Annotated in this window: 19 protein-coding genes; 8 read left to right on the forward strand and 11 right to left on the reverse strand. The window is 69.8% G+C overall.

Annotated elements, in window-relative coordinates:
* The first annotated feature begins 14 nt into the window (after positions 1–14).
* On the forward strand, positions 15–488 hold the full coding sequence (locus ABZV91_RS13495; RefSeq protein ID WP_355240101.1) for a hypothetical protein: 474 nt from the start codon (positions 15–17) through the stop codon (positions 486–488).
* Positions 489–522: 34 nt separating this feature from the next.
* Here the strand turns inward: ABZV91_RS13495 and ABZV91_RS13500 are convergent, their stop codons facing one another.
* Entirely contained in the window at positions 523–1,665 is a 1,143-nt protein-coding gene (locus tag ABZV91_RS13500) for a Glu/Leu/Phe/Val dehydrogenase dimerization domain-containing protein (protein WP_355240213.1), read from the reverse strand.
* 325 nt (positions 1,666–1,990) lie between these two features.
* Between ABZV91_RS13500 and ABZV91_RS13505 the strand changes: the two genes are divergently transcribed.
* From ABZV91_RS13505 to ABZV91_RS13515, 3 genes are all read left to right on the forward strand, one after another.
* Positions 1,991–2,989 carry a LysR substrate-binding domain-containing protein gene (locus ABZV91_RS13505; RefSeq protein WP_355240104.1) on the forward strand — a complete coding sequence of 333 codons (999 nt, stop codon included), beginning with the start codon at positions 1,991–1,993 and terminating at the stop codon, positions 2,987–2,989.
* A 106-nt stretch (positions 2,990–3,095) separates the two neighbouring features.
* A complete protein-coding gene (locus ABZV91_RS13510; RefSeq protein WP_355240107.1) occupies positions 3,096–4,193 on the forward strand; it encodes an exo-alpha-sialidase in 1,098 nt (365 codons plus the stop codon).
* A 4-nt stretch (positions 4,194–4,197) separates the two neighbouring features.
* Complete coding sequence (locus tag ABZV91_RS13515) at positions 4,198–4,470, forward strand: MoaD/ThiS family protein (RefSeq protein ID WP_355240110.1); 273 nt, start codon at positions 4,198–4,200, stop codon at positions 4,468–4,470.
* 6 nt (positions 4,471–4,476) lie between these two features.
* Here ABZV91_RS13515 and mug read toward each other — a convergent pair whose 3' ends face one another.
* The 5 genes from mug to car form a co-directional block, all read right to left on the reverse strand.
* Positions 4,477–5,064 carry a G/U mismatch-specific DNA glycosylase gene (mug, locus tag ABZV91_RS13520; protein WP_355240113.1) on the reverse strand — a complete coding sequence of 196 codons (588 nt, stop codon included), beginning with the start codon at positions 5,062–5,064 and terminating at the stop codon, positions 4,477–4,479.
* An 88-nt stretch (positions 5,065–5,152) separates the two neighbouring features.
* Positions 5,153–5,734: a carboxymuconolactone decarboxylase family protein gene (locus tag ABZV91_RS13525; protein ID WP_355240116.1), complete on the reverse strand. Its 582-nt coding sequence runs from the start codon at positions 5,732–5,734 to the stop codon at positions 5,153–5,155.
* On the reverse strand, positions 5,734–6,051 hold the full coding sequence (locus tag ABZV91_RS13530; protein WP_355240118.1) for a hypothetical protein: 318 nt from the start codon (positions 6,049–6,051) through the stop codon (positions 5,734–5,736). The genes ABZV91_RS13525 and ABZV91_RS13530 overlap by 1 nt, the downstream gene beginning before the upstream one ends.
* Before the next feature lie 126 nt (positions 6,052–6,177).
* Complete coding sequence (locus ABZV91_RS13535; RefSeq protein WP_355240121.1) at positions 6,178–7,290, reverse strand: serine hydrolase domain-containing protein; 1,113 nt, start codon at positions 7,288–7,290, stop codon at positions 6,178–6,180.
* Between the two features lie 187 nt (positions 7,291–7,477).
* Positions 7,478–10,996 (reverse strand): carboxylic acid reductase, encoded by a 3,519-nt coding sequence (car, locus tag ABZV91_RS13540; protein WP_355240124.1) that lies wholly within the window; start codon positions 10,994–10,996, stop codon positions 7,478–7,480.
* Between the two features lie 102 nt (positions 10,997–11,098).
* Here car and ABZV91_RS13545 point away from each other — a divergent pair, with 102 nt between their 5' ends.
* A complete protein-coding gene (locus tag ABZV91_RS13545; protein WP_355240127.1) occupies positions 11,099–11,713 on the forward strand; it encodes a TetR/AcrR family transcriptional regulator in 615 nt (204 codons plus the stop codon).
* Positions 11,714–11,730: 17 nt separating this feature from the next.
* Here ABZV91_RS13545 and ABZV91_RS13550 read toward each other — a convergent pair whose 3' ends face one another.
* Entirely contained in the window at positions 11,731–12,744 is a 1,014-nt protein-coding gene (locus ABZV91_RS13550) for a hypothetical protein (RefSeq protein WP_355240130.1), read from the reverse strand.
* A gap of 476 nt (positions 12,745–13,220) precedes the next feature.
* On the opposite strand from ABZV91_RS13550, the gene ABZV91_RS13555 reads away from it, so the two are divergent.
* The gene (locus ABZV91_RS13555) at positions 13,221–14,471 is read left to right on the forward strand and encodes an MFS transporter (RefSeq protein WP_355240132.1); all 1,251 of its coding nucleotides are present in this window, start codon (positions 13,221–13,223) and stop codon (positions 14,469–14,471) included.
* Between the two features lie 234 nt (positions 14,472–14,705).
* Here the strand turns inward: ABZV91_RS13555 and ABZV91_RS13560 are convergent, their stop codons facing one another.
* Together ABZV91_RS13560 and ABZV91_RS13565 are read right to left on the reverse strand one after the other, a co-directional pair.
* Entirely contained in the window at positions 14,706–15,041 is a 336-nt protein-coding gene (locus ABZV91_RS13560; RefSeq protein ID WP_355240135.1) for a hypothetical protein, read from the reverse strand.
* Positions 15,042–15,081: 40 nt separating this feature from the next.
* Positions 15,082–15,885: an N-acetylmuramoyl-L-alanine amidase gene (locus tag ABZV91_RS13565; RefSeq protein WP_355240138.1), complete on the reverse strand. Its 804-nt coding sequence runs from the start codon at positions 15,883–15,885 to the stop codon at positions 15,082–15,084.
* 265 nt (positions 15,886–16,150) lie between these two features.
* Between ABZV91_RS13565 and ABZV91_RS13570 the strand changes: the two genes are divergently transcribed.
* Together ABZV91_RS13570 and ABZV91_RS13575 are read left to right on the forward strand one after the other, a co-directional pair.
* Positions 16,151–16,426 carry a helix-turn-helix transcriptional regulator gene (locus tag ABZV91_RS13570; RefSeq protein ID WP_355240141.1) on the forward strand — a complete coding sequence of 92 codons (276 nt, stop codon included), beginning with the start codon at positions 16,151–16,153 and terminating at the stop codon, positions 16,424–16,426.
* Positions 16,427–17,333: 907 nt separating this feature from the next.
* Positions 17,334–18,173, forward strand: a complete 840-nt coding sequence (locus ABZV91_RS13575; protein ID WP_355240144.1) for an SDR family oxidoreductase — start codon at positions 17,334–17,336, stop codon at positions 18,171–18,173.
* A 45-nt stretch (positions 18,174–18,218) separates the two neighbouring features.
* Here the strand turns inward: ABZV91_RS13575 and ABZV91_RS13580 are convergent, their stop codons facing one another.
* Both ABZV91_RS13580 and ABZV91_RS13585 read right to left on the reverse strand, forming a co-directional pair.
* Complete coding sequence (locus tag ABZV91_RS13580; protein ID WP_355240146.1) at positions 18,219–19,298, reverse strand: hypothetical protein; 1,080 nt, start codon at positions 19,296–19,298, stop codon at positions 18,219–18,221.
* A 99-nt stretch (positions 19,299–19,397) separates the two neighbouring features.
* Positions 19,398–19,886, reverse strand: a complete 489-nt coding sequence (locus ABZV91_RS13585) for a DUF4383 domain-containing protein (RefSeq protein WP_355240149.1) — start codon at positions 19,884–19,886, stop codon at positions 19,398–19,400.
* Positions 19,887–20,090 lie beyond the last annotated feature (204 nt).

Consider the following 20,090-nt stretch of genomic DNA (forward strand, 5'->3'; position numbering starts at 1 on the left):
ATGGGGTGTGCCGGATGGACTCGTCTGCGGTCGCGGCGGCAGCCGGCGTAGCGACAGCGCTGATCGCCCTGGTCGCCGCGGTACTCGTCGTGTGGCAGGTGGTCGAAATGCGAAAAACCACCTACGCCAGCGCTTTCAAGGCCGTCTACGACATGCTCCAGGACGAATCACTGCGCCAGGACCGCCGATTCGTGATGCGGCACCTGCGATTCCAGGAGTTCGCGTCGTGGTCGGACGAGGACATCCAGCGCGCCGAACGAGTGTGTCACAGCTACGACTGCGTGGGCATCATGTGCCGGAGCGGGTTCATACCGCCCGATGTCGTGGCCGACTCCTGGGGCGATTCGCTGCGGACGTGCTGGAACGTGCTGCAACCCCTCGTGGAGAAGTACCGTGTGGATCGCAACGCACCGGAGCTGTGGGACGACTTCCAGTGGCTGGCCCGGCGGGCCGTCGAGATCCGGCGCCCGGTATCCGCCGGCCGCTGACGGTGCGGCGGCCGGCGGGATCGGGTTTCCCGGATCAGGGGATGACGACCGGTCCGGTGAGCGGCGGCGGGTCGTCGGCCCAGCGGTGACCGGTCTCGCGCGGGGTCACGCCCTGTTCCGCCCATGCCGCCAGCAGCAAGGCGACCTTGCTGTGCATGATGGTGCGGAGCCGGTCGAACGAGTTCTCCGGCGTATCGTCGACCTCGCCGAGCAACAGCCACCATGCCCAGGCCACGGCTCCGGCGTTCGCGACGAAGTCCGGCAGGACCGGGATACCACGGGCGGCGAGCATCGCCTCCGCTTCCGGGGTGGTGGCCGCGTTCGCGGCCTCGACGACGATCCGGGCCCGGACATCGTAGGAGTTGTCCGGCGTGATCGCGTAGGAGATCGCGGCCGGGACCAGGATGTCGACATCGGCGGCCAGTATCGTGGTCCGCGGCAGCTGCTCGACACCCGCCGGCAACCGGGACCTGTCGATCTCGCCGTACCCGTTGCGCAGGGCCAGCAGTGCCGGGATGTCGAGCCCGTCGGCGCAGTGCAGGGTCCCGGCGGCATCGGCCACGGTGGTGACCTTCATCCCGGCTTCGTGGAGGTAATAGGCCGCCGCTCCCCCCATGGTGCCCACACCTTGGATCGCGACCGTGGTCTCGGCGGGTACCCGACCCCACCAGACCGCGGCGGCGAGGCAGGCGTGCGCGACACCGTAGCCGCCGATCACGTCGCCCAGCATGAACCCGCCCTCGACCGCCGCGTTCAGACCGCGGCGGACCCGTTCCAGGGTCGCGGCGGGATCGGCGGCGCGGCGGATCGCGGCGTGGTAGCTCTGGCCCAGGCCGAGCCTTTCGAAGACCTCGTCGATCAGATGCTGCGGAACCCCCAGGTCCTCGGCGGTCACCCAGTGCGAGTCGATCCACGGCCGCATGGCCTCGCAGAATCTTTCCAGTACTTCGATGGCGCGCGGATCCTTGGGGTCGAAATCGATCCCGCCCTTGGCCCCGCCGATCGGCAGGTCGAATGTCGCGGTCTTGTTGGCCATACCGCGGGCCAGGTCCTCGACCTCGCTCACCGTACAGCCGGCCCGCATGCGGGTGCCGCCCGTGGCCAGCCCACCGCGCAGAGTGTGCACCACGAGGTAACCGACCGCGCCCGTCCGCGAGTCCGTCCAGTGCAGGCGCATATACGGCTCGGAACGACGGACCGCGGGGGTGAGGGTCACTGCCGGCGGCACGGCCGGTACTGTCTGCGCGGTAATCTGCGCGGCGCCCCCTGCCGGGTCCTGCATCGTCGTCACGACGAACCACCTCCTCTTCGTGTTCGTGCCGGATACACCATCACCCACGGAGAAGCGCCGGGCGCGCGTAATCCCCTGTCCGGACCACGTCGTCCCGGCCGATGGCTCGATTCCGGTGTCACCAGCCTGCATTCGCGGCCGCGCGTTCGTCTATTTACGGTTCGTTCACGGCGGTGTTCAGCGTTGCTGCACAACGTTTAGGCTCGAAACCATGGACCTGTCGCTGGCCCGTCTGCGAATGTTGCGTGAACTGCATCGGCGCGGCACGGTGACGGCGGCCGCGACCGCACTGCACTACACCGCATCAGCGGTGTCCCAGCAGCTCGCCCAGCTGGAGCGCGATGTCGGCACCCGGCTGTTCGAGCGGCGGGGGCGCCGGTTGCAGCTCACCGATCTCGGGGTGCTGCTGGCCGAGCACGCCGAGGAGATCCTCGCGTCGGTCGAGCGGGCGACCCAGGCCCTCGAGGACGCGGGCGAGACCATGACGGCGAAACTCACCGCCGGTGTCTGGGCGTCGGTCGCCTCCGGCCTGCTGCCCGACGCGCTCAGCGCCCTCGCGCGCACCCACCCCGGTATCTCGGTGCGGACGCGTGAACTCGTGCCGGAGGCCACCGCCGCCGCGGTGCGCGACGGCGCACTGGATCTGTCGTTCGTACTCGAATATTCCAACTACCCGATGACCTGGGACAGCGGCCTGGAGCGTGCCGTCATCGCGGTCGAACGGATCTACGCCGCGGTCCCGCCCGGGGCCGTGCCGTCGGCCAGTGTGACCCTGGCCGAACTGGCCGAGCACCCGTGGATCCTGGCGCCCGCCCGGTCGCATTTCGGGCATGCGGCCCGGCTGGCGTTCCAATCCGTCGGGCTCGAACCACGAATCGATCACGAGGTGGAGGAGCAGGCGACGGCCATGGCGATGGTGGCGGCCGGGCTGGGCGTGACGCTGGTATCGGATCTGGGCCTGGCATTACGCCCACCGGGGGTGGATATCGTCGCCCTGGGCGAAGTGCTCACCCGGACCGTATCGCTGGCCTACCGCACCAACACGGCCCGGCGTGCCGCACTGCTGCTCGTCGTCGACGCGGTCCGCGCGACCGCCGCGGAGAAAGGCCTGGGCGCCGAATCAGCACGACCCACCACGGCCGATGCCGAAGCTTTCCCGTCCCCGGCGGCTACCTTGCGGACAGCCGATCGGCGCCCGGAACAGAACTGATCGGCCCGGCCGCGCGCGACTCGCCTGCCGCGATCCGGTGAATCCAGTCACAGCCCCGAGGTAGGCTCGCACGCGTCGGCGTGGCGGTGATACCTGGAGGTCGGCGATGGACGTTCTGCTCGGAATCGGGACACGCAAGGGTTTGTTCCTGGCGCGTAGCACCGACGGCCGGTCGAGCTGGGAGGTGAGCCCGCCCCGTTTCGCCGTGGCCGATGTGAAAGCACTCGCGATCGATACCCGGCGGCCGACGCCGCGCGTCCTCGCCGGAGTACTGGACAGCCATTTCGGCCCGACCATGGTGACCAGCGATGATCTCGGCCGGACGTGGAGCGAACCGGACGCCGCGCCATTGGCGTTCCCGTCGGATACCGGAGCGGCGCTGCGGGGCGTATGGCAGATCGCGCCCGCGACCGCGGCCGAGCCGGACGTGGTCTACGCGGGCGCCGAACCGTCGGCGTTGTTCCGCTCCACCGATGCCGGGCGGACATTCGAACTGGTCCGTGGCCTGTGGGAGCATCCGCACCGCCCGGAATGGATGCCGGGTGGCGGCGGGCTGGCGTTGCACACGATCATCCCGCATCCGGCCGACGCGGAGCGCATCACGGTCGCCATGTCGACCGGTGGGGTCTATCAGACCGCCGACGGGGGTAGCTCCTGGAAGCCCACCAACAAAGGCGTCACGGCCGATTTCATGCCCGGTGAGCTACCGGAATGGGGGCAGTGCGTGCACAAGGTCGCCATGGACGCCGGGACTCCGAGCACGATGTATCTGCAGAACCACGGCGGAGTCTTCCGCACCACCGACGACGGCACGAGCTGGCAGTCGATCGACGGTGGATTACCGGCCTCGAATTTCGGTTTCCCGATCGTGGCGCACCCGCGGCGCCCCGGGGTGGTCTACACCTTCCCGCTGGTCGCGGATATGGAGCGATTCCGTTTCCCGCCGAACGCCGAATGCGCCGTCTATCGCAGTACCGACGGCGGCGAGACCTGGTCTGCCCAGACCGCGGGGCTGCCACGGGAACCGTTCTGGGCGGCGGTCATGCGCGATGCCATGTGCGCCGACGACGCCGACCCGGCGGGGATCTACTTCGGCACCCGCAACGGCGAGGTCTACTGCAGCGCCGACGAGGGCGAGCACTGGCGGCTGGTGGCCGACAAACTGCCGGACGTCCTGTGTGTACGCGCCCGCGTGGTCGGATAACGCTATGGCACAGGTGCGTTTGCCGTCCGCCCTGCGGACCTACGTCGGCGGAGACAAGGAACTCGCCATCGACGGCGCGACGCTGCGCACCGTGCTGGACGTGCTGCGGGAGCGGTCACCCGCGCTGGAGCGCCGTCTCCGCGACGAGAGCGGCGAATTACGCCGCTATGTGAACTTCTACGTCGACGGCGACGAATGCCGGACACTGCGGGGCCTGGACACACCGCTGCGCGCCGGCACCGAGGTCATGATCATTCCCTCGGTCGCCGGTGGTTGATCGCCGTTACTCGGCAGCGCGACCGGGCGCGACCGATCGCTCCGATTCGATCCGCAACGTGCGGAATTCGGCGGCAAGCGCGTCCAAGGTGTAGTGGGCGTTGAGACCGCTGGGATTGGGCAGTACCCAGATCTCGGTGTCGCCGATCGTCTCGTCCTGGCGCCCGACGGTGGTCCGCGGACGGCCGAACGCGGTGCGATAGGCGCCCAGGCCCAGCACCGCGAGGATTCGCGGCCGGTTCCGGCGCACGCGGTCGACGAGCGCGGCGCCACCGTCGCGCAGCTCCTGTTTCGTCAGCTCGTCGGCCTTCACACTCGTGCGGGCGACCACATCGGTGATCCCCAGCCCGAGCGCCGGAAGTGCGTCCTGTTCGTCGGGGCGGAACAGGCGCGGCGTGAAACCCGATCGGAACAGCGCGGGCCAGAAGCGGTTTCCCGGCCGGGCGAAATGATGGCCGGTCGCACCCGACCACAGTCCGGGATTGATCCCGCAGAACAGCACACGCAGCTGCGGCGCCAGCACATCGGGAATCGTCTTGCCGGCCGCGGCCGCCAGGTCGGCCGGTGTCGGACGGTCTACAGCGGAACGGGCCATCCGCCCAGTCTGCCAGCGGGCGCCGACCGGCCACGCCGGGCGGGTCGCGGCCCGACCCGCGCACCGGCACCGCAACGACGCGATGCCGCTAGCGGTACCCGCGTTTCAGCAGATACTTCGCTCCTGCCTCGAAACCGGCCGGGCTCAGCACCTCGAAACCGAAGGCGTCGGCGAGCCGGTCGGTGGTGTCGAAGGCGGCGCAGACCGCCAGCGCGTCCGCGACCCGGTCGCGCGCGACTCCCGCGGACAGCACCGCACGCATATCCGCCGCGCTCACCGCGCCTTCCCCGGTCAAGGTACCCAGCATGCGCAGGGTGGCGCGGAGTCCGTCGTCGATCGGGGCCGTGTCGAGGTCGGTGAGCACCGCGCGCACCTTCGCGGGGTCGTGGTACGCCCGGCCGGCGGTCGCGGTGTGCGCGCCGAGGCAGAACGCCGACCCGTTCACCTGCGAAACATAGGCCGCCATCAATTCGCGGTCGGCGACCGACCACGCCGAGGGCCCGCGCATCGCCTCCTGGGTGAACTTCTTCGCCGCGGTCCCGTAGAAGGCGGGCCGGTAGAAGGTCAGTTTGGCGGCATCGGGTGGAGGGTGTCCGGAGAACACCCGGATGAGCCCGAACAGCAGCTTGACGCTCCGGCGGTAACCGTGGTCGAGAATGTCGAGACGCATTACTCGGCCGCACCGGCGTCGGCGGCGGCCAGAGCGGCCAGCCCGGCCTCGTACAGCCGGGCCGAGCGGCCGACCGCGGCGCATATCACCAGTTCGAAGAGCTGGTCCTCACTGAAACCCGCGGCCTTCGCCGAACCGAAATCCGCATCGGTGATCCGGCCGGGCCGGGTGACGACCTTGCCCAGCAAGGCGTCCACCGGTGGTGGGAGACCGCCGCCGGCGAAAGCTCGTGCCCGCTGTTCGACAGACGCGCTCCCCGCGCCGGTCAGGACGCTGTCCACCAGCGCACGGTGTGCTGCCTGCTTCTCGTCGGTCACAGCGCTCTCCGGCTCCTTCCGGTTCGGCTCGCCCTCATACAACCATGCCCGGACACCGTCCGGGAGCGACCCACGCCGCGTCGGGGCCGGTGGCGAGCGCGAACGCTCCGCCGCCGGCCCCCGCGCTCACATCACGAGCCGGTAGAAAGCCGCCAACGCGCCATCGATGGGATGCGGCTGCGGCCTACCGCGCTCGTCGAGCCGGTTCCAGCGCTGCAGATTGATCGCCGCCGAGAACTGCCGGGCGCCGTCGGCGCGGGTCATCGATATCGCTCCGGCGCCCCAGACCGAGCCGTCGTGACCCCAGAACGTTCCGCGTCCGGGGACCTCGATGCGGTGCAGTCCCAAGCCGTACTCGAGCGTCTTACCCTCGAAGGAGATGACCGGGACGGTGCGTTGCATCTGCGCCAGCGACGAGGGCGCCACGATCTCGCCGGCGAGCAGCAGGCCGAAGAACTGGTTCAGGTCGGCGACCGTCGAGATCAGCGAAGCCGCCGGCCCCACCCACGACATATCGAAATCGCTGTAGTCGCGGGGCGGCTCGAGCATGCCGAACCACGCCTCGTAGATCCGCGAATGCGGCCCGTCGATCCGGCTCCCCTCCGGGAGTTCGGTGTTTCGCAGTCCGGCTTTCTCGATGACATCGGCCGTGATGCACTTTTCCGCGGTCGTGCCGGTCACCAGTTCCAGGAGCCGGCACAGGAGCAGATAGTTGGTGTTGGAGTAGATGCCCGGGATACCACCCGGCGTCCCCACCGCGGGGGCGGAGACCCCCAGCGCGATCAGTTCGAGGGGGTCGAACCGCGTGTGCCGGTTCTCTTCCAGGCTGTCGGGCCGCGTATCGGCCACGGCGGGGAAGGTGGCCAGGGACGGGTAGGCGTACGGCAGATATTCGGCCAATCCGCTGGTGTGGTTGATCAACATCCGGACCGTCACGGCGTCACCGCGGGCGCCGGGGACCAGCTTCGGCAGGTAGTGGCCGATCGAGGTGTCCAGGCCGACCAGCCCGCGCTCCACCTGCTGCAGTACCGCCGCGGCGGTGAACGTTTTGGTGATACTGCCGACACGGTGCCGCATATCCGCCGTGACCCGCCGGCCGGTCACGGTATCGGCGACCCCGGCCGCGCCGCGCCATATCCGCTCGCTGTCCCGTACCTCGGCGAATACGCCGGGCACGCCCGCTCGGTGGATATCGTCCAGGGCGCTCTGTAACCGGGTGGGCTCGGGTGGGTTCGTCACGACGGGTGTCCTCTCGTCAGCAGTTCGGTGGGGGTCGATCCGGGCGGCCCAGGGCTCGCGGTATCCGGTCGACCCTCACTATCCGCCGGGCGGTCCCGCCGAGTATCGGAAAAATGTTCCCGGCGGTCCGGTGCTCGAAGTGGCGCGGTCGCGCCGGCCGGGCACCCGCGTCGCGGCCGGCCGGGATTCAGAGCAGTCCGAGCAGCTCGAGGTCGGTGGTGTACTTGACGATCATTTCCGGTGTCACATGCGGAATGTCCTTGTCGGCACCGATTTCCGCGTGCCGGACCGCGTCCCGGAACCGCTCGGTCGGCGCGATGGATCCGCGCACCGCCTGCTGCGGTTTACGGTAGTTGTCCAGCAGCGGCAGCAGGGAATACCGGCGCTGCCGGTCCGGTAGCGCCCGGACCGCGGTCTCCAGACGCTGCAACCAGGCGTCGTAGCCGGAGATCCGTTCGATGGGGTGCCCCGCATCGATCAGCCAGTCGACGTAGGTGTCCAGCGAGACGCCGTCGTCGTACGGATTCATCACGTGATAGGTCCGGAAACCGGAACCGGCCCGGGCCCCGAGGGTGGCGACCGCCTCGGCGATGAAACCGACCGGGAGCCCGTCGTAATGGGCGCGCGGCCGCCGGCCCTCGGCATCGAGTTCGTAGAAGGAGCCCGGCGCCGTCCCGGTGGCCTCCACACTCAGGACCAATCGGGTGAACATATCGGGCAGATTGAGCTGACCGGCGTATGCGGTATCGGCGAGGATCATATCGCAGCGGAACACCGCGACCGGCAGACCGCACAGGTCGGCGGCCTCCCGCAGCAGGACCTCGCCCGCCCACTTACTGTTCGAATACCCGTTGGCGTAACCGCCGTCGAGCGCTCGGCGCGGGCTGATCACCCGGATATCGGCGTCCTCGGTGAACGCCGCCCGATCTATCTGATCACTGACGCCGATGGTCGAGATGTAGGTGTACGGCTTCCGCCTGGTGGTCAGTGCGAGGCGGATCAGCTCCGCCGTCCCCACCACGTTGGGGCCGAAGAGCTCACGGTAGGGCAGCACGTGATTGACCAGCGCGGCCGGATCCACAATCACATCGACCGTATCCGCCAGCCGGTCCCACACGGCTCGGCTCAGGCCGAGACGAGGCGCGCTCTTGTCGCCGGCGATCACCTCGAGATGCCCGGCGGCCGATTCCCGGTAGCGGGCGGACAACGCCGGATCACCGGACTCGAACACCTCGTCCAGCCGGGCCCGGGCGCCCACGTCGTCCTGCGCCCGGACCGGGCAGATCAGTGTCCCGCCGGTGTCGTTCAGCCGGCGCAGCCATTCGAGCACCAGATAGCGGCCCAGGAACCCGGTGGCGCCGGTCAGCAGGACGGTCCGCGCCGGCCCGCTCGGCGCCGGGAGCCCCGGCGCGGACGCGAGCGTTGCAGCGTCGAGGAACTCGTCGAGGGTCAGATCGCGCGCATACACCTCGGTGGCACCGGCGCCGTGCACCGACGCGAAGGTCGGCCGGTGACCGCCGCGCCGCTGCTCGTCGATGTAATCGGCGAGCGCGCGCAGGTCGGTGGCCGGGCCGATGATCGTCGCCACCGGCACCTCGATATCGAAGATCTCCCGCAGCAGTTGCGCGAAGGTCAAGGCCGACAGCGAATCACCGCCGAGGTCGGTGAAATGCGCGTCCGCGCGCAGATCGCCGGTGGCCGAGCCCAGGAGCGCGCCGGCCGCGCGGATCACGGTTTCCACCGTCGGCCGGTCCCCGCTGCGGTGCAGTGCGCGCAATTCGTCGGCCTCGGCCGCGGCCAGATCGGCATAGAGCTGCTCCAGGCGAGGCCCGTAACGCTGTTTCAGCGCCGGGCGGGCGAGTTTGCGGATACCGGTGAGCAGCCCGTTCTCCGGAGTGAACGGGCTGGTCTCGACCAGCAGGTCGCGCGGGACCTCATAGGACTGCAGACCGGCCGATTTCGCCACCTGCCGTAGTGATTCGGCGAGCAGCGGCCGCAAAGCCTCGATATCGCCGCGGGTCCGTTCGACGGCTTCTTCCGTCGGCACGACCACCGCCAGCGGATAGGAGCGGGTGCTGTTGCCGTAGACGTAGATCTGCCGGACCAACGGACTCTCGGCGAGCGCCGCCTCCACCGTGGACACTGCCACGAACTCGCCCTGGGAGAGCTTCAGCACGAAACTGCGCCGCTCGAGATACACGAGTTCGTCGGCGCCGACCTCGGCGAAGATATCGCCGGTGTGGTATGCGCCGTCGGCGTCGAACACCTCGGCGGTGGCGTCCGGGCGCTTGTAGTAACCGGGTATCAGTGCCTCCGAGCGGATCACCAGCTCACCGCGCGGATACGGCCGGTCGGTCCGGAAGTATCCCAGCTCCGGGACGTCGACGAGTTCGTAATCGAGCACCGGCGGCCGGCGGATCCGGCCGTCTACGGCGATACTTCCGGCCTCGGTGGAGCCGTAGCCGTCGACGAGATGGAAGTCGAGCAGGCCTTCGACCCACGTCCTCAGCTCCCCCGAGATGGGCGCCGAACCCGTCGTCGCCGCGAGGAAGCGGCCGCCGAGCACATTCTCCCGGAACTCGGTGCGGACCTCCCCCTCCAGTGTCGCCGGGTCGGCGCCGGCGGCGGCACGACGCTGCACTTCGCCACGGAACCGCTGGAACAGCATCTCCCAGATCCGGGGCACGAAGGCGAGCTGAGTGGGCCGGACCAGCGCGAGATCGTCCAGCAGCGTCGAGAGATCACTCCGGGCGGCGAAGAAGACGGTGCCGCCCCGGGCCAGCGTCATGGACAGGATCGCGCGTCCCATGATGTGGCTCATCGGCATGAAACCGAGTGCGATGGCCGGTTCGGTGGCGGGCTGACCCCACCGTTCGCTGGTCGCGGCGCGCCACTGGTCGGCCACCAGACGCTCGGTGATCACGGCGCCCTTCGGTGCACCGGTACTTCCCGAGGTGTAGATCAGCAGGGCCGGCGGGTCGGCTTCGGTGGGGGGCGGCATCCGCGGCGGCGGCAGTGCGGCACCGCGGGCCATGACCTCGGCCAGGTCGTCGACGCGTACCGGACTGCCCGCGGCGGACAGTCGCGCCACCGCGGCATCGAAGGTCGCTCGCTGGTCGTCGGCCTGCGGGTGATAGTCGAACACGATCAGCCGGCCCGGGCCGGGTCCGGTACGCACCAGGTCGACGGCGGTGTCCAGGTGGTCGATGCTCGTGGCGAGCACGGTGGGCGCGGTCTCGGCGACGACGGACCGCAACTGGGCGATCGGCGCGCTGGTCTGCAGCGGCACCGCCACCGCGGCCAGCCGTACCAGCGCCAGATCGATGAGCGTGTAGTCGACGCTGGAGAATCCCAGGACGCACACCCGGTCACCGGGCCGCACCGGGTCGCCGGCCAGCGCCGCGGCGAGCGCGCCGGCCCGGTCCCAGACTTCGCCGTAGGTCAGGGTGTGGAATCGGGGCAGTAGTACCGCCGAGGTGCGCCCGGTCTGTGAATCGGTGACGAATTCGACCGCGCGCTGGCCGACCGCGGGACGCCGTGCGTATCCCTGCATGACGGTCCGGGCGACCTCGAAGGGCCGCGCGCCCGGTCTCTCCGCTCGTGCGGTCACCGCCGGGTCGGGCCGGGCCGCGGCGAACTGCCGGTCGGTGCGGTACAGCTCCGCGATGCGGTGTTCGAGCCGGGATTCGCGCGTATCGGTCGACATCGGACTCACCTTCGAACTCTCGTAGGTGGCACTCACGAGTGTCATTTGACACTCTCAAGTGTCGGAGCGACACTGTGGCGCGTCAAGGAGAGAGCGGGAAACGTGACCGGCACCACCGACCAGCGCAGTTCGATGCAGCTGAAGAAAGTGCGGGTGACGACCGACGCGATCGTCGCCGCCGCGCAGCGGGCGATGTCCGAGCACGGTCTCGATATCACCGTCGAGGAGATCGCCGCCCACGCCGAGGTCGGGCGCCGCACCGTTTTCCGCCATTTCGCCACCCGGGAAAAGCTGATCCGGGCGGCCCTCGCCGCCGGTTACGCCGACTTCTTCGAATCCCTCCCGCACTACGACGGGGCCGAGTGGGAGAACTGGCTGGCCGAACTGGCCCGCCGCGTCCACCGGCAGACCGCCGCCGCCGGCCGGATCATCTGGCATCTGCGCACCCGGCGGCTACCGCCCCTGCTGGCCGCTGCGCACGACGAGAATCTGCGCGCACTGCACGAGCTGTTCGCCACCGTCACCGCCACCCTCTGGTCGGCAGCGGGCGGCACAGGTACGCCGCCGGACCAGTTGCGGCGCACGGTCGCCGCGCATCTGAGCCCGCTGTTCACCCAGGCGGTCCTGCTCGACGCCCACGGCGACCCGGAGTTCGCGGCGGAGATCACGACCACCGCCGTCAGCGCCACGCTGTACCGGCTGCTCGACGATCGGTGAGCCGCGGCGGCGCGCGGTCAGCCGATCCCGGCCGCCGGGTCGATCGCGAGCGCGAGGGTGTCCTTGATCATCGCCAGTGCCGCGCCGAGCGGACTCGACCGGCCCCCGGACACCGTGATGTCGCCGGCGTCGCCGCATCGGAACTGGATCGCCTTCTCGGGCCCGGTCAGGACACCGAAGGGCGCGGCCGTCCGAGGGAACTCCCGCAGGGCGACGACCACCCGGCCGGGGTCATCGGCGCGGGCCCACCCGATATGCCGGAGCACGGCCGCCCGCGCGTGAGCGGCCACGGCCCGGGCGGCGGTACCGTCGGTGATCGGTTCCGTCTCGACCCGGCACGCTGCCACATCCCACCCCCAGAGGAGACCGGCCAGCAGACGAAATTTTGTGGCGGCATCGACCCCGGACAGGTCCGCCGTGGCGTCCGCCTCCGCGATCCCGCGATCCCGGGCCAGCGCGAGGGCGGTGGCCGGGGCCACGCCCTCGCCGAGCCGGTCGAGAACGAAACCGGCCGTGCCGTTCACGCAGCCACGCACCTCCGCGACCTCGAAACCGCGCAGCCCGGCACGGGCGAGGTCGCCGGCGGGCAGCGCCGCGCCCGTCGCACCGGAGATCCGGACGCCCCGCCCGTATCGGACGGCCACCGTGTGCAATCGGGACCACCCGGACAGCAGCGGCGTTTTGGTCGCCGTCACGAGATGCGCCCCCGCGGCGAGCGCGGCGAGCCCGTCGGCGAGCGCTTCCGCCGCGCTGTCCGGGTGTGACGGAACGGCCTGCGCGACGACGGCGGGGGCGGTGTCCGCCAGTAAGTCCTCGATCGATGTGCGGGCCGGCCAGCGGTTCCGATCGGGCGGCGCGCCGCCGTCGGGGGTACGGATCTGCCCGTCGCGGGCGCGAATCGCGACGAGGTACGGGTCCACCAGGTACCGGCCGCGGAATTCGGCATGGCGGGCACGGAGCACGGCGGCGTAGTTCCGCGCGACCGGTCCGTAGCCGAGCAGCACGATCGGTAGCGGGATCGGGCCCTTCATCCGGGGAGCCTCCAGTTCGGTCGAGCTCGGCTGGCGCCCGCGCAGCGGGGCGTGCGTTCCGGATACCGTAGTACGCACCGCGACCGACGCCTCCGGGAGAGCACAGCGCCCGGACCGACACCTGCGGCCGAAAATTTTTTCGATGTTCGTGACCGGCGTCACCGAGGCTGTGACCTGCGTCTCCGCCGTTTTCGTCCGCAAAAACAGCCGGAGTGAAGGCGCCGAGAGGCTTATCGCCCATTGACGTCTTAGCGCTAAGCGATTACACATGCCTTGGCGCCGAGCCATCCCGGCGGAGACGACCGCCCGACCACATCTGCACATCCCTGAACCGAAAGCACCCCATGGCCCCCGTCCCCATCCCGAACCGGGCCCGACCGTAGCGGTCGAGGCACCGGGCCTCCTCCCGCACGACCGCACTGCGGTCCACCCCATCGATCACGCGCCCCGCGCCGACTATTGCCGAGGACTCCACCGTGAGCGGACCCCCCGCAGCCGTAACCGCGAGCACCGTCACCCGCCCGAACCGGGTCGTGCTCGCGCTGACCTTCGTCGCCGTCGTACTCGACGGCTACGACACGATCGCCCTGGGCCTGTCGATACCCGCGCTGTCCGAGGACTGGGGTGTCCCCGCGGCGCATTTCACGCCGGCGCTCTCGATCACCAGCCTCGGCGTCGCCCTGGGGTATATCGCGGTCGGCCAACTGGTCGCCCGGTTCGGGAGCAGGCGGGTCATTCTCGCCGCCGTACTCCTGTTCACCGTGGGCTCGCTGCTCACCGCCGCCGCGACGTCCATCTGGGAGCTGACCGCCCTGCGGCTGGTCACCGGGCTCGGCCTCGGCGCGGTCCTGCCCGCGGCCGTAGCCCACGCGACCGCCCTCAATCCGGCCCGCTACCGGCAATCCATCGCGGTGTTCGTCACCATGGGGATCTCCCTGGGCGCGCTGATCGCGGGCCTGCTGGGCAGCAGACTCGTGAGCGGTTACGGCTGGCAGTCGGTATTCATCGTCGGTGCGCTCGCCTCCGCCGTCCTGTTCCCGCTGTTGTGGCTGAGCCTGCCCGACGAAGAGCAGGTCATCGGCACAACCGAACCCGCCGCCGCCAAACACAGCGCTTCGGTGGCCCGGCTCTTCGACCCCGGCGTCCACACGCGGACCGTTCTGCTGTGGGGGTTCTCCTTCCTCACCTTCTCGGTGTACTACATCTTCTCGTCGTGGCTGCCCACCCTGCTCACCAGCTACGGGTTCGGCAAGGGCCTGGCCCCGCTGGGGTCGGCGGCACTGGGGGTCGGCAGCATCATCGGCGCCGGGGTGCTCATGTTGGGCGCACTGCGCCTGCGGATGACCTCGGTGCTGGCGGGCACCACCGTCGCGGCCGTGGTCTTCCTGATCGTTTCCGGCTTCCTCGGCGCGGACAAGGCGCTGCTGCTCATCGTGTTCGGCGGGGTCGGCCTCGGGCTGCAGGCCGGCATGATCGGGCAGGCCGCGCTCGCGGTCTCGCTGTACCCCGACCGCACCGCCGCCACCGGGGTCGGCTGGGCGTCGTCCATGGGACGGCTGGGCTCGGTACTGGGACCGATCATCGGAGGCGCGCTCATCGCGCTCGGCGCGTCAACCACCACGATCGTCCTCCTCGCCTGTATTCCGGTGGTCGCCGCGCTGGTCCTGGTCACCGCGCTGGGTCGGATCACCGCGGCGCCCGCGGACCGGGCCCTCGCGGCGCACTGACTGCGGGTCCCCCGCCGGCCGGAACCCGTGTCGACGCGCTGTTCGTCGCGGCGGACCCGACCGGACTCGTCCACGGCGCCTGGCTCCCCGCTGTTGATCGGGCTCACCGCGTCCACCGTGATGATCACCTGGCCGCGTGGCCGGGTCATCGTCTCACCGCCCCGCGGCGGAGGCCGAGGGTCCGCTCAGGCCGGGCGATACCCTTCGGCCGGTTCGCCGGGACTCCCCGCTGCGTCATTCGCCGATCTCCCTGGTGAGCGGCGGCGGTGGCGGCACATCGACGCCCAGATCGAGCAGCGAGGAGCGGACGACGATGTCCCAGCTGGCGTGCTGGGGGGCGGCGAGGCGGCAGCGCCGTTCCGCGTCGGCGACGATCCGTCGGTGTGCTTCGAGTTCGGCGGTCATCGCCGCGAGTTGCCGCGACAACGGCTCGACCATCTGGGCGGCGGCCTGAGTGAGCACCTGGACCGCGTCGGCCCGTCGTTTACGCCGGCCGAATATTCCGGCCGCGCACACCCCGCCGACGCCGGTGACCAGACCGCCGAGGACAGAAGCCACTTCGCTGATCATGCTGTCCTCCCAACTGCGGCGGGGGTTGTCGCGTCCTTTCTCAGGCGCGTTCGTCGGTGGCCGGATCGCGGAATCCGGGAATCTTCAGGGCCGCGCCGATGACGCCCAGCGCCTCGGCGGTGGTCCGGTCGCCCAAGAAATCCCAGCCGGGGAAGTTCGCCCCACGGGCGGTCCCGGCACCGGAGAGCTGATCGAGGGTGAGCCCGACATGCTTGTCCAGGTAGTGCAGCAGAGTCCCCACGGTGACCTGCTCACCGTGATAATTGGTGATCTTCTCTTCCAGAAACGCCATCTGGTCGCCCTTTCCGTCGAGGAGCGCCTGTACGTCCCGGCGGAAGGCGTTCATATCCAGCCCCGCCGGGTCGATCTTTCCTTCACTGGAGTACTCGCGGTGCGCAACACAATCCCCCGCGCCACGACCGATCCGCCGGAGCAGGGCGGCGCAGCCGCGCTTGTAGGCGTCGAGCTGAGCCGGCGTCCAATCCCAGGGTGGCGTGCCACGCGACACGGCTTCGATGCCGATGGTGTGATAGTTCGCGTTGTCGGTCGGCCAGCCCGGCCAGCTCCCGCGCCCGGCGTGCCAGCAGACGCCGACGGCGATCACCCGGTAGGTGCCGTCCTTCTCGAGCACCAACTGGGCGAGCGGGCCGGGTAGATCGGGGCGGCCGTCCTGGACGATGCGCCAGTCGTTCGGACCCCCTCCGCCGGTGTGATGACACAGCACACCGCGGATGTCGAGAAAGTCGCCGTGGCCGCGTTCGCGCCAGCCGTCGTGTTCGATCACCGCCAGGCCGGCGCCACGCAGCACATCGGCCAGCCATACCGGGTCTCCGCTCCAGGCCATCGGACCCTCCTGTCCTCGCGCCGATCGTCGTCGGCGCCCCGGGAGGCCGGCCGTGTTCACCGGTGCGGACGCGACCGGCGCTGCGGGGGCGTGAACTGCGGTGATAGATAACCGCTCTCTTCACCGTAGTCCTTATTTGGTCTCTTTTCAACCTTTTTCAGTCACTATTGGGCCGTTTTCGTACACCATGAATTCGGTATTCCGCCGCGGACCCGAAACTGTCGGGCACTTGATTCAGACCCTGCCCGATCCCAGAATGGTCGACATGAATGCGACGCCCGCGGAGTCGGAGGAAGCGACCACCGAGGAGGCACGGCTGGACGCGGCGTTGGGCGCGGAGGTCCGCGCGATGCGGGCGCGGCGCGGTTGGAGTCAGGAAGCGCTCGCCGAGAAGACCGGTTACAACAAGAAGACCATCATCCGGCTCGAGCGGGGCGAACGGGCGATGACGATGGCACAGATGTACAAGATCTGCAAGGTGTTCGGCCTCCGGCCGAGCGATCTAGTCCTCGCCGCGGAGAAGGAAATCGGCATCCAGTAACGGAGACGGATCGACCCCGCGCCGACGCGCCTCGACGACGAACGACGAGACGGTCGTCGTGGTGGGATCAGCGTTCAGATAGTCCGCCATAGCCACGGGGCGGTCCGGAGCTTCGTTGCCCATGAGCGTTTCCAGTTCTGACCGATCCACGCTCGCGAGGTGTTCCCGCTTCCCCCGCGGAGCCCGACAGTTCCCACTCGATTTCCTCTCCGGGGCCGGCGCCGTGCGGCCGGGTGAACGAGTCGTCACGGGTCCGGCCGAACTGCCCTCCGGACCGCGGAGCCGAACCGGCGTGTATCCGGGTCCGGTCGCTTCCGTGACCGGCCCGATCGGGTGAACCCTGCACTCCCGGAACAAGCTCGATACCCACACCGACACCTTCCAGCTACCCGACCCGTGCGCCCAGGCTCGTAGCCAGAGCCTGACGCCGAGTGTAATTATTTTCGCGCGCTCCGCCTAGGCCCGGAAGGATGGACGAACCAACAGGTTTGACGGCGAGTACGCGACCACGAGCACGGTAGAACTGAGACACAACGCTTTTCGCACGACAATCGCACGGTAGCAGCGGGGTACGACACCTTCCGGCACAGGCGTGCCGGCCGGCCGCGACCCCGAACGGCCGGGCCATCGAGACCCGCTGCGCGCCAGCGGCGCACACGACGCCCGGCAGAACCGGGAGAGCGGGGGCGGCGGCACGCCCGGCCGGCGCTGTGGCCACGGCGACCAGCAAACCTCCCGGCGCGGCCGGTACGGCCACGCACTCCGTGGCGCGCCGGGGGCGCCCCCGGCGCCCCCGGTGTACCGATTCGGCCCACCCGGTTTCGAACGGCTCGGTCCGGTAACCCGGACCTCGATCACCCACACCACCGCGGTGGTGACCGCCGCGTGCCGTGAAAGGAGCAAGAGCATGGGTTTCCCGGAACAGCAGCAACAGGTGCCCGGCATCCAGTCCGTGATGACACCGATCCCCGATTGTGGTGAGAAGAGCTATCGCGGAAGCGGCAAACTCACCGGCAAGTCGGCGGTGATCACCGGCGCGGACAGCGGTATAGGCCGGGCGGTCGCCATCGCCTTCGCCCGGGAAGGCGCCGATGTGCTGATCTCCTACCTGGACGAACACGACGATGCCGCGGAAGTGGGCGCCCTGGTCGAGGAAGCGGGCCGCAAGGCGATCCTGGTGCCGGGCGATCTGTCCGACCCGGCCCACTGCCGGGCGGTGATCGAGCGCGCCGCCGGCGCGTTCGGCACGATCGACGTGCTGGTCAGCAATGCCGCCTATCAGATGACGCACGAGACGATCGAGGAGATCAGTGACGAAGAGTTCGACTACACCTGGAAATTGAATATGGGCGCGTACTTCTATCTGGTGAAGGCCGCGCTACCGCATATGCGCCCGGGCGCCTCCATCATCGGCAGTTCCTCGGTGAACTCCGATTCGCCCTCGCCCACCCTGGCGCCGTACGCCGCCACCAAGGCCGGTATCGCCAACTTCTCCGCGAGCCTCGCGCAGCTGCTGGGCGAGCGGGGGATTCGGGTGAACAGCGTCGCCCCCGGGCCGATCTGGACCCCGCTGATCCCGTCGACCATGCCCGACAAGAAGGTCACCGCGTTCGGCGACAGCACGCCGCTCGGGCGGGCGGGCCAGCCGGCCGAGCTGGCTCCTGTCTATGTCCTGCTCGCCTCCGACGACGGCAGTTACGTCTCGGGCGCGCGGGTCGCGGTAACCGGCGGGAATCCGATCCTCTGAGGAATGCCGCCGGGGCGGTCCGCGCTCGGGCACCGCGCCGTGCCTTCAGGTCCGCCCCGGCCGGTCGCCCCGGTCGACCAGGCCGCGGCGTTCCTGTTCGCGGTAACCGTATGTCGCCTTGCGGACGGTGATGTCGTCCTCCCATCCGGATCCGACGGCGCCCGCCACCGTACCCAGCGCACTGGCCATCACGGCGATCGTGAGGTACTCGTCGACACCGACGGGACCGCCGAGCACGCTCGCGAGATAGGACGGCGGGATCACCACGCAGACCGCGACCAGGGTCAGCAGGAACAGTACGGCGAAGACGACGCCGGCGCCGAGACCCACTGTCACGGCGGTTCCGGCGTTACGCACAGCGGTGTCGTGCCCGCGGGCCGGCTCCCCGGCACCGCGCTGCTCCCAGAGTCCGTGCCCGGCCACGATCCACACGGTCAACGCGAGCACCGACGCCAGCGCCACGGCGGCCAGGCGCAGGGTGCCCATCGCGTCCGCCAGTTGCCAGATACTCGAGTACAGCACTCCGAACGCCGTACCGGCCAGTGCGCTACCCAGCGCCGTGGACAGTCCGACGAACAGCCGCCAGGGCCTGTTCGCCCGCACCATGCCCGCGAACAACGCCGGATAGCCGACAGCCCGGTCGCGCACCACCCGCACACCCGCGTCTTCGGGATCGATCCGCACCCGGGCCCGGCGGACGTGGGCCGCCGCCTCGTCGACCGCCGCCTCCGCCGCGGCCCGATCCGGGGCCAGCAGGGCAGCGACGATCACCGCCGCCAGCTTCTGTAACCGCTGCCGTATCCCGAGGCCGCCGAGCGCGGGGAGCGAGATGAGAGCCACCCGGTGCCGCAGATCCGCGCTCAGCAGCAGAATGTCCCCGTCACTGCGTATCGGTACATCGGTCAGGCACAGTGCCAGATCCCACGCGGTATCGCGGACATGTCGTCCGGCTTTGTCGATCAGATATTCCAGATCGGGATACATGGCTTCGAACGGGTCGTCGAGGACCTCGAGCTGCCACCGCGACGGGTCACCGCGGCGAGCGAGTTCCGCGGGCAGGCTCTGCACCAGCTCCCGAGCCAGCCGCACCGGCAGATCCGGGTCCGCCACCACACCGATCACCACGGGCGAAACGGGACCCTCCATCTCACCGGCCGCCCACACGGTGCGCCCGGTCGGTGCGGGTACGGTTCGTCATCGTCGCTCCACTCACTGTTCTCGCGCCTATTCGATGATGCCCGGCTGCCGATCGGAGAGGTGGCGCCCCACATCGTCACTGTGCCGAGGGAGCACGACTCCGAGCAGCACCATGCCCACGCCGAGGCCGAAGTGCAGCCAATTGTCGGCGGTGTCCAGTGGCACGAAGTCGGCGGCGCTGTGCTGATCGACGATCAGCCCGTACAGCCACAGCAGCAGATAGATGGCACCGCCCACCAGGAGGTAGGCCCGGGCCGGCCGAGGTCGCCCGCCCGCGATCAGACCGGCGATACCGAATGCCAGATGCACGATGTTGTGCAGCACCGACACCGTGAAGAGGCCGAGCAACTGAGCCCGGGAATCGGGCCCCGCCCACGCGAGATCCCCATAGTCCGTGGTGAACCCGGGTATGAAGCCGAGCACTCCGGCCAGCAAGAAGACCGCGCCGACCACAGTGGCGGCGAGCTGTACCGGCGAGCGGGCGGTCGGGGTGGTGGGGAGGTCGCGGTTCGGCACTGGCTCGTCCTTTCCTCCGGGCCGCCGAAGCGGGTAGGTCCCGCTCCGGCCTGCCCGCCGGATGCCCCGCCCGCCGCCCGGCAAACCCGCGCGGCCGAACAGCGCGCCCCGCGGAACCGGTGTTTCGTGCCGCCGATCCCGGGTAACGCGCCCGCATTCGCTGGGCAGGAGGCCGCGCCCCGGTGGCCGAGGTGGGTTCGGAGG

The organism is Nocardia sp. NPDC004568 (assembly GCF_040609955.1).
In the GTDB taxonomy this organism is placed as follows: domain Bacteria; phylum Actinomycetota; class Actinomycetes; order Mycobacteriales; family Mycobacteriaceae; genus Nocardia.